Source organism: Rhizobium rhizogenes NBRC 13257 (genome assembly GCF_000696095.1).
Lineage (GTDB): Bacteria > Pseudomonadota > Alphaproteobacteria > Rhizobiales > Rhizobiaceae > Rhizobium > Rhizobium rhizogenes.
The window spans coordinates 46742-61180 of sequence record NZ_BAYX01000014.1 but is presented as its reverse complement, the minus strand read 5'-3'; the positions used below and the strand labels follow the sequence as shown (position 1 = coordinate 61180).

Sequence of the window (14439 nt, the reverse complement as noted above, 5' to 3'; positions counted from 1 at the left end):
GCATCAACATAAAGGTTTTTGTGATGACTGGGCTGACACTCAGCAGTGCCGATCTCGATCCCCGCCGCCGCCGCATTCTGTTTCGTTGCTGGCATCGTGGCCTCCGCGAGATGGATCTCGTTTTCGGTCAGTTCGCCGACAATGAGTTGCCGGGGCTCAGCGAAACCGACCTCGATGAATTCGAGCGCATCATGGACGAGGAAGACAATGATCTCGTCCGATGGATCCTCGGAACGCTGCCGGTGCCCGAGCATCTGCAGACGCCGCTTTTCAAGCGGGTGGCCGCCTATAAGCCAGATTTCGAAGAGGTCGCGGAAAGGCTTGGGATAACCAGATGATCCCAGGATTCGACGCGAAGAAACTGCTCGCGGCGAGCGAGCCGCTGACGGTTGGCCATGTTCCGGCGGGCATGGAGCCCTTCCTGCTGGCCGAACTGGCACGAACCGGCGAGCCGGTCGCCTATGTCATGTCGGACGGTCAGCACATGGCCGATGTCGAGCAGATGCTCGGTTTCCTCGCGCCCGAAATCCCGGTTTTGACGCTGCCTGCCTGGGACTGTCTTCCCTATGACCGCGTGTCGCCCAGCTCCGACACCTCGGCCCGCCGTCTCGCGGCCTTGAGCGGCCTGATCGCCTACCATCGCAAGCCGCATGCGGCGATCGTGTTGGTGACCGTCAACGCCATGCTGCAAAAAGTGGCGCCGCAGGATGTGATCGAGAGCCTGGCATTTTCGGCCCGACCGGGCAATCAGGTGCGTATGGACGATATCGCCGGCCGCCTGGAGCGCAACGGCTTCGACCGCGTCGCGACCGTGCGTGAAGTCGGTGAATATGCCGTGCGCGGCGGCATCCTCGATGTCTTCGTGCCGGGGACGGAAGAGCCGGTGCGCCTCGATTTCTTCGGAGACACGCTGGAAAGCATCCGCAGCTTCGATCCCGCCAGCCAGCGCACCACCGGCCAGGTCCGCTCCCTCGATCTCAATCCGATGAGCGAGGTGACGCTGACGCCGGACACCATCAGCCGCTTCCGCAAGAATTACCTTTCCTCCTTTGGTGCCGCTACGCGCGACGACGCGCTCTATGTCGCCGTCTCCGAAGGCCGCCGCTATGCCGGCATGGAACATTGGCTACCGCTGTTCTACGAGAAGCTGGAGACGGTCTTCGACTACCTCCGGGGCTTCCGGCTGGTCACCGACCATACGGTGCGTGAAGCCGCCGAGGAGCGCTCCAAGCTCGTTTTCGACTATTATGATGCCCGCTTGAACTCCGGACAGCCGGCCAAGAGCCAGATGTCGCAGGGCACGCCCTACAAGCCGGTAACGCCAGGCCAGCTCTATCTCGACGGCGGCACCCTCAGCAAAGCGCTCGATGCTTTCAACGCCATCCGCATCTCGCCTTTCAACGAACACGAGGGCGAGGCTCGTCGCGTCATCAATATCGAGGCCCGTCAGGGTCCTCGCTGGGCACGATCCGCGACCGAAAACGCTGACGCAGAGCGCGTCAACGTCTTCGATTCCGTGGTCAAACATATCGCCGAACGGCGTGCCGCCGGCGGCAAGGTAATGATCACGGCCTGGACGGAAGGCTCGCTCGACCGCCTCTTGCAGGTGCTTGCCGAACACGGCCTTGCACGCGTGAAGACGATCGAGTCTTTCAAAGACCTTCCGACATTGGCGAAGGGCGAGGCGGCAGCGGCCGTGCTGAGCCTGGAAGCCGGTTTCGAAGTCGGTGATTTCGTCGTCATCGGCGAGCAGGATATTCTCGGCGACCGCATGGTGCGCCGCTCCAAGCGCCGCAAGCGCGCCGCCGATTTCATCTCGGAAGTGGCAGGTCTCGACGAGGGATCGATCGTCGTCCATGCCGAACACGGTATCGGCCGTTTCGTCGGTCTGAGGACTATCGAGGCGGCGGGTGCGCCGCATGCATGTCTTGAGCTGCAATATGCCGACGACGCCAAGCTGTTCCTGCCGGTCGAAAATATCGATCTTCTGTCGCGCTACGGGGGTGAGGGCACCGAGGCGCAGCTCGACAAGCTGGGTGGCGGCGCATGGCAGATGCGCAAGGCCAAGCTCAAGAAGCGCCTGTTGGATATGGCCGGTGCGTTGATCCGCATCGCAGCCGAGCGCCTGACGCGGCATGCGCCGGTGCTCAGCACCCCGGATGGCCTCTATGACGAGTTCGCCGCCCGCTTCCCCTATGACGAGACCGAAGACCAGATGAACGCCATCGAAGCGGTGCGCGACGATCTCGGCGCCGGCCGCCCGATGGATCGACTTGTCTGCGGTGACGTCGGCTTCGGCAAGACGGAAGTGGCGCTGCGCGCTGCCTTCGTCGCCGCCATGAACGGCGCGCAGGTCGCCGTCGTCGTGCCGACGACGCTTCTGGCGCGTCAGCATTTCAAGACCTTCACCGACCGCTTCCGTGGCCTGCCGATCCGCATACAGCAGGCATCCCGCCTCGTCGGCGCCAAGGATCTGGCGCTGACCAAGAAGGAAGTGGCCGATGGCAAGACCGATATCGTCGTCGGCACGCATGCGCTGCTCGGCGCCGGTATCCAGTTCGCCAATCTCGGCCTGCTGGTCATCGACGAGGAGCAACATTTCGGCGTCAAGCACAAGGAGCGCCTGAAGGAGCTGAAGAGTGACGTGCATGTACTGACGCTGTCGGCGACGCCGATCCCGCGCACGCTGCAGCTTGCCATGACCGGCGTGCGCGAACTGTCGCTGATCACCACGCCCCCGGTCGACCGTATGGCGGTTCGCACTTTCATCTCGCCCTTCGATTCGCTCGTCATCCGCGAAACGCTGATGCGTGAGCATTATCGCGGCGGCCAGAGTTTTTATGTCTGCCCGCGTCTGGCCGATCTCGCCGACATTCACGCCTTCCTGCAATCGGACGTGCCGGAGCTGAAGGTGGCGGTTGCGCATGGCCAGATGCCGGCCGGCGAGCTCGAGGACATCATGAACGCCTTCTACGAAGGCCGCTACGATGTGTTGCTCTCGACCACCATCGTTGAATCCGGCCTCGACGTGCCCACGGCCAATACGCTGATCGTCCACCGCGCCGACATGTTCGGCCTGGCGCAGCTCTACCAGCTGCGCGGCCGTGTCGGCCGTTCCAAGGTGCGCGCCTTTGCGCTGTTCACCCTGCCGGTCAACAAGGTGCTGACGACGACGGCCGAGCGCCGCCTCAAGGTGCTGCAATCGCTCGATACGCTCGGCGCCGGCTTCCAGCTCGCCAGCCACGACCTCGATATCCGCGGCGCCGGCAATCTGCTCGGCGAGGAGCAGTCCGGCCATATCAAGGAAGTCGGCTTCGAACTCTACCAGCAGATGCTCGAAGAGGCCGTTGCCGAGGTCAAGGGCGTCGACGAGATCCAGGACACCGGCTGGTCGCCGCAGATCTCTGTCGGCACACCGGTCATGATCCCCGACGCCTACGTGCCGGACCTACATCTGCGCATGGCGCTCTATCGCCGCCTCGGCGAGATCACCGAAATCAAGGAAATCGACGGCTTCGGCGCCGAAATGATCGACCGCTTCGGGCCAATGCCGATCGAGGTGCAGCATCTCCTGAAGATCGTCTACATCAAGTCGCTCTGCCGCGTCGCCAATGTCGAAAAGCTGGATGCCGGCCCGAAGGGCGTCGTCGTACAGTTCCGCAACAAGGAATTCCCGAACCCGGCCAATCTCGTCGGCTATATCGCCAAGCAGGGCACCATGGCGAAGATCCGCCCGGACCACAGCGTGTTCCTGACGCGGGATTTGCCGACGCCGGAGAAGAGGTTGCAGGGAGCGGCTGTGGTGATGACGCAGTTGGCGGAGTTGGCGAAGTAGAAAGACAGGCAATCAGCAGGCAGTGGTATTGACGACAGCTTTGCGGCCGAGAGCAGTCGGGCCGCTATGAAATGAAAAGGCGCGAATAGCGGACTTCTCCCAAGCCAAAAGGCCGCTATTCTGAGATTCAGAAGATTAGGCGGGAGTAGACGCGCCTCGTGTTGACTTGAACTGTTGAGTGCTTCCCGTGACGCGTCTGATGCAGAAGCGGGTAGTCTCGGTCACGCCTGATCCGTCCCTGACTTACGCCTTAGCGGCTTTCTGTGCAGCCTCAAAGACTTCGCATGCGGACGTCGTACCCGCTATGTGCTCCGTCCCCTCGGCTCCGAGGTCCATCCATCCTGCATTCACGGCCTCATACATTTCTTCGGCAGGCCCGGTGTGACCCTTGGGGATACCGAATTGCTCGAACGCTTCCGCCCACCCTGCACGGGGGACTGCAAAGGCTTTCACGTCGAGATTCAGGACTTCACCCAATTGCTTCGCGACTTCATCTGCGCTGACCATCGAACCAAGCTCGACGACACGATGCCCAGGCCAGGTTGGCCCGGTCAAAAGGATTGCAACCTCCGCGCCGATGTCGTTCGTCGCGACCATGGTCGATTTCCGGTTTGTCGGATTATAGTAGACCGGAAGCATTCCACCTTGGGCGACGTGCAAGCCGTAAAGGAAGTTTTCGAAGAAGCCGCCTGCGCGCACAAAGGTGACCGGAGATGTCAGATTGCGAAAACCTTGCTCCAGAAGCGACAGCGCCGTGATCATCCCGAGCCCGCTGGTTCTGTTCGCACCCATCGACGAGAGCGCTACCACTCGCGGCGGCGCTGCCTTGGTGAGCGCTGCGACATAGTTCGCAATCATGCACTTTGCTTCTTTGTAGTCAGGCGAGGGTGCCCATACAGAAGGCAACATAACAAACGCACCTTCAACGCCTTTGAGCGCCTGTTCGATGGCTGCCGAATCATTCCAATCGCCGTCTACCAATTCCACGCCCTTGTCTGCCCAATTGGCCGCTTTTTCGCGGTTACGGACGAGCGCGCGTACTTTCTTGCCTTGTGTCAACAGATGTTGTGCCGTTGCACCACCGACTTTTCCGGTAATTCCCATTACTAAAAACATGCATTTTCTCCTGATTTTAAGGACAGAACAACGCCCCTGTTAGTTCAATGGATGAGCGGCAAAATGGCCCGAATACGGGGATCGCGCAGATAGAGGCCGCCCCATGTCATCACGCCCAGAAGCAGGGAAATAAGTTCCGGCGGCGACCCCAACTCACCGATGCGGACATGGGCGCAGATGGCACCTCCCAGAAAGCCAGTCACCAGGATCGCACCGAGGACGGCTGTGGCCGGAGTGGCGTAGAGGATGGCGCTGGCGAGTATGATCGGCCCCACGACGCGGGTCAGGTCCATCGCGAACCCAGTTTCCTGCAACATGCTCGCAATCTGTGCCGGCGCGAAAAGCTGAATAGTACCGTCTGCCACCAGGGCGATAACGACAATCGCGCTCATTATGCGGCCGGCCCACAGGGCGCGATGTAAGGTCATGGTTTTAGATAACTGATGCGGGTTCATGGTTTTGGACACTTGTCGTTCTCCGATGTGGTCATCTAATTTCGAAGGCTACTGTGTCTCTTGGGTATGATAAATGCCTAGGAACCGAACTCACTGTTCTCTTCAATGTGAACAATACCGAGGCGCGAAAATGCAGAATCTCGAACCTATCCTCATTTTCATAACGGTAGCCGAAATGGGGAGCTTCACTCACGCGGCCGATAGCCTGGGCATTCAAAAGGGAAGGGCCTCAACGGCGGTCCGGAAGCTGGAAGAAGATGTCGGTGTCAGGCTCCTGCACCGGACGACACGCAGCGTGCAGTTGACGGAGGACGGACGCGCATTTCATGCCCGCGCCCGCGATCTGCTGGCTGAAGTTGATGACCTACACTCAATGTTCGCAGGCGACAGCGTGGCACTTCGCGGGCGCTTACGGGTTGATCTTCCCACTGAGGTGGCGCGCACAACGATCGTGCCGGCTTTACCGGCTTTCATGGCGGCTCACCCAGAGTTGGAGCTGGAGCTTTCGAGTACGGATCGGCAAGTCGATCTGGTTCAAGAAGGGTTCGACTGTGTGTTGCGGCTTGGACCCATCGGGGACGAGACGCTGATTGCCCGCTCGTTGGGCCTATTGCGCATGGCCAACGCTGCCAGTCCCGCCTATCTGGCGCGCTATGGCATCCCTCGATCGCTAGAAGACCTCCAGCGCCAGGGGCATCGGACAATTCATTTTTCGACGATTTTGGGCGCAAGACCCTATGGATGGGAATATCCGGATGGCTACGGCTACGCGGTGCTTCAGTTGCCAGGTGCGCTACACGTTAATAGCGCGCAAACCTACGACGCCGCTGCACTCGCCGGCCTTGGCCTGATTCAGGCGCCACTCTTGGGGATTGGCCAATACATAGAGAGTGGAGCGCTTGTGGAGATCATGCCCGATTTTCGTCGCCGGGCGATCGCCGTGTCCCTCGTCGTAGCACATCGGAGCAATCTGTCGCGCCGAGTCCGCGCATTCATGAAATGGATCGAAGATGTGCTGACGCCGTATCTGGAATAGATGGCCGCTTTCGGTACGACTCACTTTGCCCGCGAACGGCGAGGATGAGGGCGCAAAGCGTCCTTCAACTCTTTTAAGAAGCAGCCGTGACCTTCCCCCTATGAAGGTTAAAATCTGTAGACGCCGCTCAATTCATCCCAGCCCGCGCCTCAGCCTTCATCTTGGCGATATCGCGCAGTGCCTCGATGAGTACATCCGGCGTCTGGGCGCCGCTGACGGCATATTGCTGGTCGAAGATGAAGAAGGGGACGCCGGTGACGCCGATCTTCTGCGCTGCTTCGATCTCGCCGATGATCAGGTCGCGGTCGGCGTCGGAGGAGAGCAGGGCTGCGATGACGGAGCGGTCGAGGCCGGCGCCTTCGGCGATATCCAGCAGCACGGCATGATCGCCGACATTGCGTCCTTCCTCGAAATTGGCCTTGAACAGGGCGTTGACCACCTTCTCCTGCTTTTCGCGGTTTTCGGTCCCCGCCCAATGGATGAGGCGGTGGGCATCAAGCGTGTTCGGGCCGATCTTGATGGCGTCGAAATCGAACTTGATGCCGACGTCGCGGCCGAGATCGCTCAGCATCTTGTGCGCCTGCGCGACACGCTCCTCGCCGCCGAGCGTCTGCGCCAGCGCCTTCTTCTGGTCGACGCCCTCGGGCGGATATTCGGGATTGAGCCGATAGGGGCGCCAGTTGAGGTCTACGCCCACTTCGTCCTGCACCTCGGCGATCGCCAGCTCTAGCCGCGCCTTGCCGAGATAGCACCAGGGACATACGACGTCCGAGACGATATCGATCGTGATGCGTTCCATGGTCCGTGTCCTTCCGCTTTATCGGCCAAAGATCCCATCTAGGCTTTCCAGCCGGAGGCTTCAACCGGTTACCGAAAGGGAACCGGCAACATTTTGGCGGCTTCAGTGCCCTATTGCACCGAAGCGTCCCACCATGTCGGCAATTGATAACCGTATAGGGGCAGCACATCGGGATGGGCGATGCGGCTGCGTCGCGCCACCCATTGCTGGCCGATATGATAGAGCGGCAGGACGTAGTAGCCGGAAATCAAGAGGCGGTCGAAGGAGTGCACCGCGTCACGGAAATCCTCGGCGGAGTGAGCCGTCAGGAAGTGATCCATCAAAGTATCGACATCGGGATCAGCGACACCCGCGAAATTGAGGCTGCCTTCGGCCTTGGCAGCGGCGGAGCTCCAGCGTCCCACCTGCTCGATGCCTGGCGACAGCGATGAGGGGTAGGCTTTGAGGATCATGTCGTAATCGAAGCTGATCGTCCGGAGCTGATATTGCGAATCATCGACGGTGCGGATCGTCACAGAGATGCCGAGCAGCGCCAATGACCGGCGATAGGCGATCGCGATGCGCTCCTGATCGGCATTCTGCGTCATGATCTCGAAGCTCAACTGACGCCCGGCGCTATCGACCATCTTTTCGCCTTTGATCGTGTAGCCGCCCTGCTGGAGCAGATCGACGGCCTTGCGCAGGATGACGCGATCGCGACCGGACCCGTCGCTGACGGGCAGCCTATAGGTGCCATCGAGCACATCGGGATCGATGCGATCCTTGATCGGGCCGAGCATGGCCAGCTCGCGTGCATCAGCGGGCACGCCGAGCGATGAGAGATCGGAGTTCTGCCAGTAACTCTGCGTGCGCGTATAGGCGTTCGAGGAAAGGCTGCGGTTGACCCATTCGAAATCGAAGGCAAGCGTCAGGCCCTGCCGCACCTTCTTGTCGGCGAAGATCGGCCGGCGCGTGTTGAAGACAAAACCGAACATGCCGCTCGGTAGCTTCGGCTTGAAAACGTCCTTGACGACAGCGCCGGAGGTGGCTGCCGGAAAGTCATAGGCCTGTTGCCAGTGGCCCGGGCTTCCGTCGGGATAGACGTCGATATCGCCCTTCTTGAAAGCTTCGAACAGCGTGGTTTCCTGCAGGAAATAGGTGACGGAAATCTCGTCGTAATTGTCGACGCCGACCTTCGTCGGAATATCCTTGCCCCAATAGTCGGGATTGCGTTGGAAGATGATGCGTTGGCCGGGGTCGATGCTCTTGATCCCATAGGGGCCGGAGCCGATGGGAATGGCAAGCGTGGTCCGGTCGAAACTTTCCGGATCGGTGGCGTGTTTCGGCAGGATCGGCAGCGTGGCGATGATCAGCGGCGTTTCGCGATTCGCCTTGTCGTTGAAATGGATCAGCACGCCATGCTCGCCGACCTTCTCCATCTTGCCGACGGCCTGCAGCGGGGAGGAGAAGACCACACGGCCCTTGTCGCGCAGGAGCTCGAAGGTGAAAATCACATCCTCGGGCGTCACCGGCTGCCCGTCCGACCATTTGGCGTTCGGATTGAGGTTGAACTGGATGAAACTGCGGCTCTCGTCCCATTCGACCGTCTGTGCCAGCAGCCCATAAAGGGTGAAGGGCTCGTCGCGCGAGCGCTGCATCAGCGATTCGTAGATGAGATTGCCGTAATCGGGATCCCACATGCCGCGCGCCGTCGTACGCATGCTCTTCAGAATGAAGGGATTGAGATTGTCGAAGGTGCCGACGACGCCATAGCTGATACGGCCGCCCTTTTTGACGTTCGGATTGACGTAGGGGAAATGCGTATAGTCCGCCGGCAGGGCGGGATCTCCATGCATTGCGATGCCATAGAGCGGCTGTGCGGCCGCCACATTGCAGAATGCTGCGAAGAACAGGAGAGTAGCGATCCGGAGCGCTTGCATGGCATCCTTTCCGGTAAGGGGTATGATTCTGCCGGACCTTATCATGACAGTGCCGAATTCAACACGCGGCCGGGGAATTCTTGGGTCTCAGCAGAAAAGACCAAAGAAAAGCTGGATATCCTCGCCTGTGCGATGTAACAGAAGTCCCGGGTTTCCCGGGTCATGCATTCGCCTTATTCATTCGACAGGTGGACGTTGGTTTGACCCGGTTGGCATGGGGCGACAGGCTGTCGTCCCGCATCGGATTTCAGGAGGCGGTTTCGCTATGATGTTCAAGACTGACAACAAAACGCGGGCAGGTCTGTCTGCTCTGGCTCTCATGATCGGTGCAGCGCTTCCGGCCGCTGCTTTCGCTCAGGACGCCTCCGGCGCAGCCCCTGCCGACGGTGGCGGCGATGCTAACCAGCCGCGCCTCGGCTGGTACAAGACCTGCACCAAGCAGGACGATGCCGATATCTGCATCGTTCAGAACCTGATGATGGCTAACAATGGTCAGCTCGTGACGGCAGTCGGCCTCATCTCGGTCGACGGCAAGGTCAACCGCAAGATCCTGCAGATTTCCGTTCCGACCGCACGCCTGATCCCTCCGGGCATCACCATGCAGATCGATGGCGGCAAGGGCCAGAAGCTCGATTACGCTGTCTGCTTGCCGGACAAGTGCACGGCAGAAGTGCCGGTGACCGACGCCATGATCGCTGCTTTGAAGAAGGGCACGGACGTGACCTTCACCTCGATCAACTTCCGTCGCGCTCCGAACCCGATCAAGATTTCGCTGACCGGTTTCGGCGCCGCCTTTGACGGTGCTGCGATCTCCGACTCGAAGCTGGCCGAAAGCCAGAAGAGCCTGCAGGACAGCATGCAGAAGAAGGCTGAGGAAGCTCGCAAGAAGCTCGAAGACGCTCAGAAGGCCGCCAAGCAGTAAGCTGCGGCCCCTGTGAGATTTCATGAAAAAGCCCGGCGCGAGCCGGGCTTTTTCTATTGCGGCACCGGTCTGGTGAAAGGTGAACCGCTCAAAACGAAAGGGAAGACGTTGGGAGCGTCTTCCCTTCGGGAAACCTGTTATGAAATAGGCGCTTAATGCGCGAGGCTCATCTTGGGCTTGAGCTCACCCGTGGGCGCCTGGTCGAAAATCTGAGCGATCTGTGGGTTGCGGAGCGGAACGCCGCTCTCGTCATTGATCAGGTTCTGCTCGGATACGTATGCGACATATTCCGTCTCGTCGTTTTCGGCGAGAAGGTGATAGAAGGGCTGGTCCTTGCTGGGCCGCACTTCCATCGGAATGGAATTCCACCATTCTTCGGTATTGGCGAATTCCGGGTCGACGTCGAAGATGACACCGCGAAATGGGAACATCCGGTGTCGAACCACGTCGCCTATATTGAACTTTGCGTTGCGTTGTTTCATGGCGCGACTTCCTTTCAAGCAATCATGTGGTGAGTTTCACCGCCGATATCAAGGATTTTGCCCCGATTCCTTCATGTAGCCGTCACATTCGATTAACGCGTATCGTACCCTGATCGTTCGATGATGCGATGCACGAAATGTGACATCCAGTGAGGTAGTCGTGACCGACAAATGCCTGCCTCACGCTTGCCGGTAATGAAAAAGCCCCGGCGAACCGGGGCTTTCGCTTCGGCGCTTATGCCGAATAGTACATGTCATATTCGACCGGATGCGGGGTCATTTCGAAGCGCATGACTTCCTGCATCTTCAGTTCGATGAACGCGTCGATCTGGTCGTCGTCGAAGACGCCGCCGGCGGTCAGGAACTTGCGGTCCTTGTCCAGGCTTTCGAGCGCTTCGCGCAGCGAGCCGCAAACCGTCGGGATCTTCTTCAGCTCCTTCGGCGGCAGATCGTACAGATCCTTGTCCATGGCCTTGCCCGGATGGATCTTGTTCTTGATGCCGTCGAGGCCGGCCATCAGCATGGCGGCGAAGCCGAGGTAGGGGTTCGCGGTCGGGTCAGGGAAGCGGACTTCGACGCGCTTTGCCTTCGGATTGGTGCCGAAGGGAATGCGGCAGGAAGCCGAGCGGTTGCGTGCCGAGTAGGCGAGCAGAACCGGAGCTTCGTAGCCCGGGACGAGACGCTTGTAGGAGTTCGTCGAAGGGTTGGTGAAAGCGTTGAGCGCCTTAGCATGCTTGATGATGCCACCGATATAGTAGAGGCAGCTCTCGGAGAGGCCTGCATATTCGTCGCCGGCGAAAGTCGGCTTACCGGCCTTCCAGATCGACTGGTGAACGTGCATGCCCGAGCCGTTATCGCCGAAGATCGGCTTCGGCATGAAGGTTGCCGTCTTTCCGTAGGCATTGGCGACCTGATGAACGACATACTTGTAGATCTGCATCTTGTCGGCGTTGCGCACCAGCGTGTCGAACTTGATACCGAGTTCGTGCTGAGCGGCGGCAACTTCGTGGTGATGCTTTTCGACGGTGACGCCCATTTCGCCGAGAACCGTCAGCATTTCCGAACGCATGTCCTGGGCGCTGTCGACCGGCGGAACCGGGAAATAGCCGCCCTTGACGCGCGGACGGTGACCGAGGTTGCCGGTTTCATAGTCGGTGTCGTCGTTCGACGGCAATTCGCTCGAGTCGAGCTTGAAGCCGGTGTTATACGGATCGGCCTTGTACTTGACGTCGTCGAAGACGAAGAATTCGGCTTCCGGACCGAAGAAGGCGGTGTCGCCGATGCCGGAGGCCTTGAGATAGGCTTCGGCCTTCTTGGCGGTGCCGCGCGGGTCACGGTTATAGGCTTCGCCCGAGACCGGGTCGAGGATGTCACAGAGGATGACCATGGTGGACTGCGCGAAGAACGGATCCATGTGAACCGTTTCGGTGTCCGGCATCAGCACCATGTCGGATTCGTTGATGGCCTTCCAGCCAGCAATCGAGGAGCCGTCGAACATGACGCCATCGGCGAACATGTCTTCATCGACGCAGACGATGTCCATCGTGACATGCTGCAGCTTGCCCTTGGGGTCGGTGAAGCGCAGGTCAACGAACTTGACGTCGTTATCCTTGATCTGCTTGAGAATTTCGCTTGCCGTCGTCATTAAATTTCTCTTCCCTTGACTTAGATGACGATTTTTAGCCGCGGCCGAAAAGGCCGGGCGGGTTAAATGGCGTCTATGCCAGTTTCACCGGTACGGATTCGAATGACCTCTTCCACATTGGAGACGAAAATTTTTCCGTCGCCGATACGGCCGGTCTGTGCTGCCTTGCGGATAGCGTCGATCACCGCCTCCGCGTTTTCGTCCGCCAATACGACTTCGACCTTCACCTTCGGCAGGAAGTCAACGACGTATTCAGCACCACGGTAAAGTTCCGTGTGGCCTTTCTGACGACCGAAGCCCTTCGCTTCCGTGACGGTGATGCCCTGCAGGCCGACTTCCTGAAGGGCTTCCTTCACTTCGTCGAGCTTGAAAGGCTTAATGATCGCTTCGATCTTTTTCATGAGAAAATGTCTCTCCGCTTTTCCTGTTACAGCAGGACTACTCCCCGCTCGGCCAACGTGATGCACGTATCATGCCAGTTCAGAGTGGTCCGCTGCGAAAAATCCCGGCGAATTGACGCCGAGACCCCGGATTGATGAGGATTTTTCGGGAAAATGAAAGCGATTTCGCACAAAAATGGGCGGGATAAGCATATTTTTGCGAAAAAGTGCCTCAACTCTCACAATCGTACCTTGGTGAGGTGTTTGTGGTTGATGGGATTATTTTAAGCAAATGCATAATTATTGATCAAATCACGCAACCGAATGACGGTTGTTTTTCAGGCAGGTTTCGGATTCAATGTTGTCCATCATGATATTACCGCTCGCCGACCTGCTTCTCTCACCCGATGATATGGCTGCCGTCGATCGCGCCGCAGCGGCCTCGGGTATCGATTCATATGGCCTCATGGAAAAGGCGGGGCAGGCGGTGGCTGCGAGCGCCCTTCGGCATTTCCCCGAGGCCATGCGATATGTCGTGCTCTGCGGGCCTGGCAACAATGGCGGCGATGGCTATGTGGCGGCACGCGCGCTCCGGCAAAGCGGCGCGGAGGTCCAACTCTATCATCTGGGCGAACCTAAAACGCTCAAGGGGGATGCCGCCCGCGCCTTTGCCGATTGTCCTTTCGCCGGAGAAAAATTGGAGCACTATCTGCCGCGCTCTGGCGACGTGGTCATCGATGCCATCTTCGGGGCGGGCCTCTCTCGTCCACTCCCTAATCAGGTCACTATTGCCATCGCGCGGGTTGCCGAAGCCGACATTCCCGTCATTGCCGTCGACCTGCCTTCAGGTCTTGATGGTCGGAGCGGTCAGATGCTTGGCGCTGCTTTCCGCGCCGAACGCACAATCACCTTCATGACCCGCAAACCGGGCCATCTGCTGATACCGGGGCGGGAGCTCTGTGGCGTTCTGGAGGTCGCCGACATCGGCATTCCCGCGCGCATTGTCCGTGCCCATGCAAATGGCATGCTTGCGGAAAATACGCCAGCGCAATGGCAGGCAAACCTGCCAGCGGCTGCCACCGACACCCACAAATACAAGCGCGGCCACCTCGTCGTCTTTTCCGGCGGCGCGACAGCTACGGGCGCGGCGCGCATGTCGGCCATGGCTGGGTTGAAGGCAGGGGCAGGGCTTGTCACCATCGCTTCCCCGGAACAGGCGCTGGCGGTCAATGCCGGGATGCTGACGGCGATCATGCTGCGCGCGGTCGAGGACGAGGTTTCCTTGCGCGAGTGGCTCTCCGACAAGCGCCTTTCGACCTTCGTTCTCGGCCCTGGCTTCGGCGCCGGCGAGAAGGCCCGCCAGTTTGCCCTGGCCTTGAACGATCGTCATCTGGTGCTGGACGCCGACGGCATCACCTCGTTTCGCGACGACCCGCAACTCCTGTTTGATGCCTTCGCGGATGGCCCGACGCGTCTGGTGCTGACGCCGCATGAGGGGGAGTTCGCTCGCCTCTTTCCCGATATCGCCGCCGACGGTGCGCTGAGCAAAGTGGAGAAGGCCAGGGCGGCGGCGACGCGGGCTCATGCCGCCATTATCTACAAGGGTGCCGATAGTGTCATCGCTGCACCCGACGGCCGGGCGCTGATCAACGCCAACGCCCCGCCATGGCTTGCCACCGCCGGCTCCGGCGACGTGCTCGCCGGCATCATCGGTGGACTGATGGCACAGGGTGCGCCAGCCTTCGAGGCCGCCGCCGCCGGTGTCTGGCTGCATGGCGTCGCTGGGCAGCGCGCCGGAAAAGGACTGACGGCGGAAGATCTCGTTGCGCACGTCACGCCCGTTTGAGGGG

Annotated in this window: 12 protein-coding genes; 5 read left to right on the top strand and 7 right to left on the bottom strand. The window is 59.9% G+C overall.

Annotated features, from left to right (window positions below; translation table 11 throughout):
• The first annotated feature begins 23 nt into the window (after positions 1–23).
• Positions 24–338: an FAD assembly factor SdhE gene (locus tag RRH01S_RS26825; protein WP_007693532.1), complete on the top strand. Its 315-nt coding sequence runs from the start codon at positions 24–26 to the stop codon at positions 336–338.
• Positions 335–3835 (top strand): transcription-repair coupling factor, encoded by a 3501-nt coding sequence (gene mfd, locus RRH01S_RS26820; RefSeq protein ID WP_042475543.1) that lies wholly within the window; start codon positions 335–337, stop codon positions 3833–3835. Before RRH01S_RS26825 ends, mfd begins: the two co-directional genes overlap by 4 nt.
• A 243-nt stretch (positions 3836–4078) precedes the next feature.
• On the opposite strand, the gene RRH01S_RS26815 is transcribed toward mfd, so the two are convergent.
• Both RRH01S_RS26815 and RRH01S_RS26810 read right to left on the bottom strand, forming a co-directional pair.
• Entirely contained in the window at positions 4079–4951 is an 873-nt protein-coding gene (locus tag RRH01S_RS26815) for an NmrA family NAD(P)-binding protein (protein WP_042475540.1), read from the bottom strand.
• A 44-nt stretch (positions 4952–4995) separates the two neighbouring features.
• Positions 4996–5418 (bottom strand): DoxX family protein, encoded by a 423-nt coding sequence (locus tag RRH01S_RS26810; RefSeq protein ID WP_042475537.1) that lies wholly within the window; start codon positions 5416–5418, stop codon positions 4996–4998.
• A gap of 118 nt (positions 5419–5536) precedes the next feature.
• Here RRH01S_RS26810 and RRH01S_RS26805 point away from each other — a divergent pair, with 118 nt between their 5' ends.
• Complete coding sequence (locus tag RRH01S_RS26805) at positions 5537–6442, top strand: LysR substrate-binding domain-containing protein (protein WP_042475534.1); 906 nt, start codon at positions 5537–5539, stop codon at positions 6440–6442.
• A 127-nt stretch (positions 6443–6569) separates the two neighbouring features.
• Here the strand turns inward: RRH01S_RS26805 and RRH01S_RS26800 are convergent, their stop codons facing one another.
• Together RRH01S_RS26800 and RRH01S_RS26795 are read right to left on the bottom strand one after the other, a co-directional pair.
• Positions 6570–7241 (bottom strand): DsbA family oxidoreductase, encoded by a 672-nt coding sequence (locus RRH01S_RS26800; RefSeq protein ID WP_042475530.1) that lies wholly within the window; start codon positions 7239–7241, stop codon positions 6570–6572.
• Between the two features lie 110 nt (positions 7242–7351).
• Positions 7352–9160: an extracellular solute-binding protein gene (locus RRH01S_RS26795; RefSeq protein ID WP_042475528.1), complete on the bottom strand. Its 1809-nt coding sequence runs from the start codon at positions 9158–9160 to the stop codon at positions 7352–7354.
• A gap of 265 nt (positions 9161–9425) precedes the next feature.
• Between RRH01S_RS26795 and RRH01S_RS26790 the strand changes: the two genes are divergently transcribed.
• Positions 9426–10082, top strand: coding sequence for an invasion associated locus B family protein (locus RRH01S_RS26790; protein WP_007693546.1), 657 nt, complete (start codon positions 9426–9428; stop codon positions 10080–10082).
• Between the two features lie 152 nt (positions 10083–10234).
• On the opposite strand, the gene hspQ is transcribed toward RRH01S_RS26790, so the two are convergent.
• The 3 genes from hspQ to RRH01S_RS26775 form a co-directional block, all read right to left on the bottom strand.
• Positions 10235–10564 (bottom strand): heat shock protein HspQ, encoded by a 330-nt coding sequence (hspQ, locus tag RRH01S_RS26785; protein WP_007693548.1) that lies wholly within the window; start codon positions 10562–10564, stop codon positions 10235–10237.
• A 235-nt stretch (positions 10565–10799) separates the two neighbouring features.
• The gene (glnA, locus tag RRH01S_RS26780; protein WP_007693550.1) at positions 10800–12209 is read right to left on the bottom strand and encodes a type I glutamate--ammonia ligase; all 1410 of its coding nucleotides are present in this window, start codon (positions 12207–12209) and stop codon (positions 10800–10802) included.
• Between the two features lie 62 nt (positions 12210–12271).
• Positions 12272–12610 carry a P-II family nitrogen regulator gene (locus RRH01S_RS26775; protein WP_003539626.1) on the bottom strand — a complete coding sequence of 113 codons (339 nt, stop codon included), beginning with the start codon at positions 12608–12610 and terminating at the stop codon, positions 12272–12274.
• Positions 12611–12959: 349 nt separating this feature from the next.
• On the opposite strand from RRH01S_RS26775, the gene RRH01S_RS26770 reads away from it, so the two are divergent.
• On the top strand, positions 12960–14435 hold the full coding sequence (locus RRH01S_RS26770) for an NAD(P)H-hydrate dehydratase (protein ID WP_042475603.1): 1476 nt from the start codon (positions 12960–12962) through the stop codon (positions 14433–14435).
• Positions 14436–14439: the final 4 nt, after the last annotated feature.

Coding starts and splice junctions, on each gene's coding strand:
- glnA (WP_007693550.1), bottom strand. CDS start 12,209: ATGACGACGGCAAGCGAAATTCTCAAGCAGATCAAGGATAACGACGTC.
- RRH01S_RS26805 (WP_042475534.1), top strand. CDS start 5,537: ATGCAGAATCTCGAACCTATCCTCATTTTCATAACGGTAGCCGAAATG.
- RRH01S_RS26825 (WP_007693532.1), top strand. CDS start 24: ATGACTGGGCTGACACTCAGCAGTGCCGATCTCGATCCCCGCCGCCGC.
- RRH01S_RS26800 (WP_042475530.1), bottom strand. CDS start 7,241: ATGGAACGCATCACGATCGATATCGTCTCGGACGTCGTATGTCCCTGG.
- RRH01S_RS26770 (WP_042475603.1), top strand. CDS start 12,960: ATGATATTACCGCTCGCCGACCTGCTTCTCTCACCCGATGATATGGCT.
- hspQ (WP_007693548.1), bottom strand. CDS start 10,564: ATGAAACAACGCAACGCAAAGTTCAATATAGGCGACGTGGTTCGACAC.
- mfd (WP_042475543.1), top strand. CDS start 335: ATGATCCCAGGATTCGACGCGAAGAAACTGCTCGCGGCGAGCGAGCCG.
- RRH01S_RS26795 (WP_042475528.1), bottom strand. CDS start 9,160: ATGCAAGCGCTCCGGATCGCTACTCTCCTGTTCTTCGCAGCATTCTGC.
- RRH01S_RS26790 (WP_007693546.1), top strand. CDS start 9,426: ATGATGTTCAAGACTGACAACAAAACGCGGGCAGGTCTGTCTGCTCTG.
- RRH01S_RS26775 (WP_003539626.1), bottom strand. CDS start 12,610: ATGAAAAAGATCGAAGCGATCATTAAGCCTTTCAAGCTCGACGAAGTG.
- RRH01S_RS26815 (WP_042475540.1), bottom strand. CDS start 4,951: ATGTTTTTAGTAATGGGAATTACCGGAAAAGTCGGTGGTGCAACGGCA.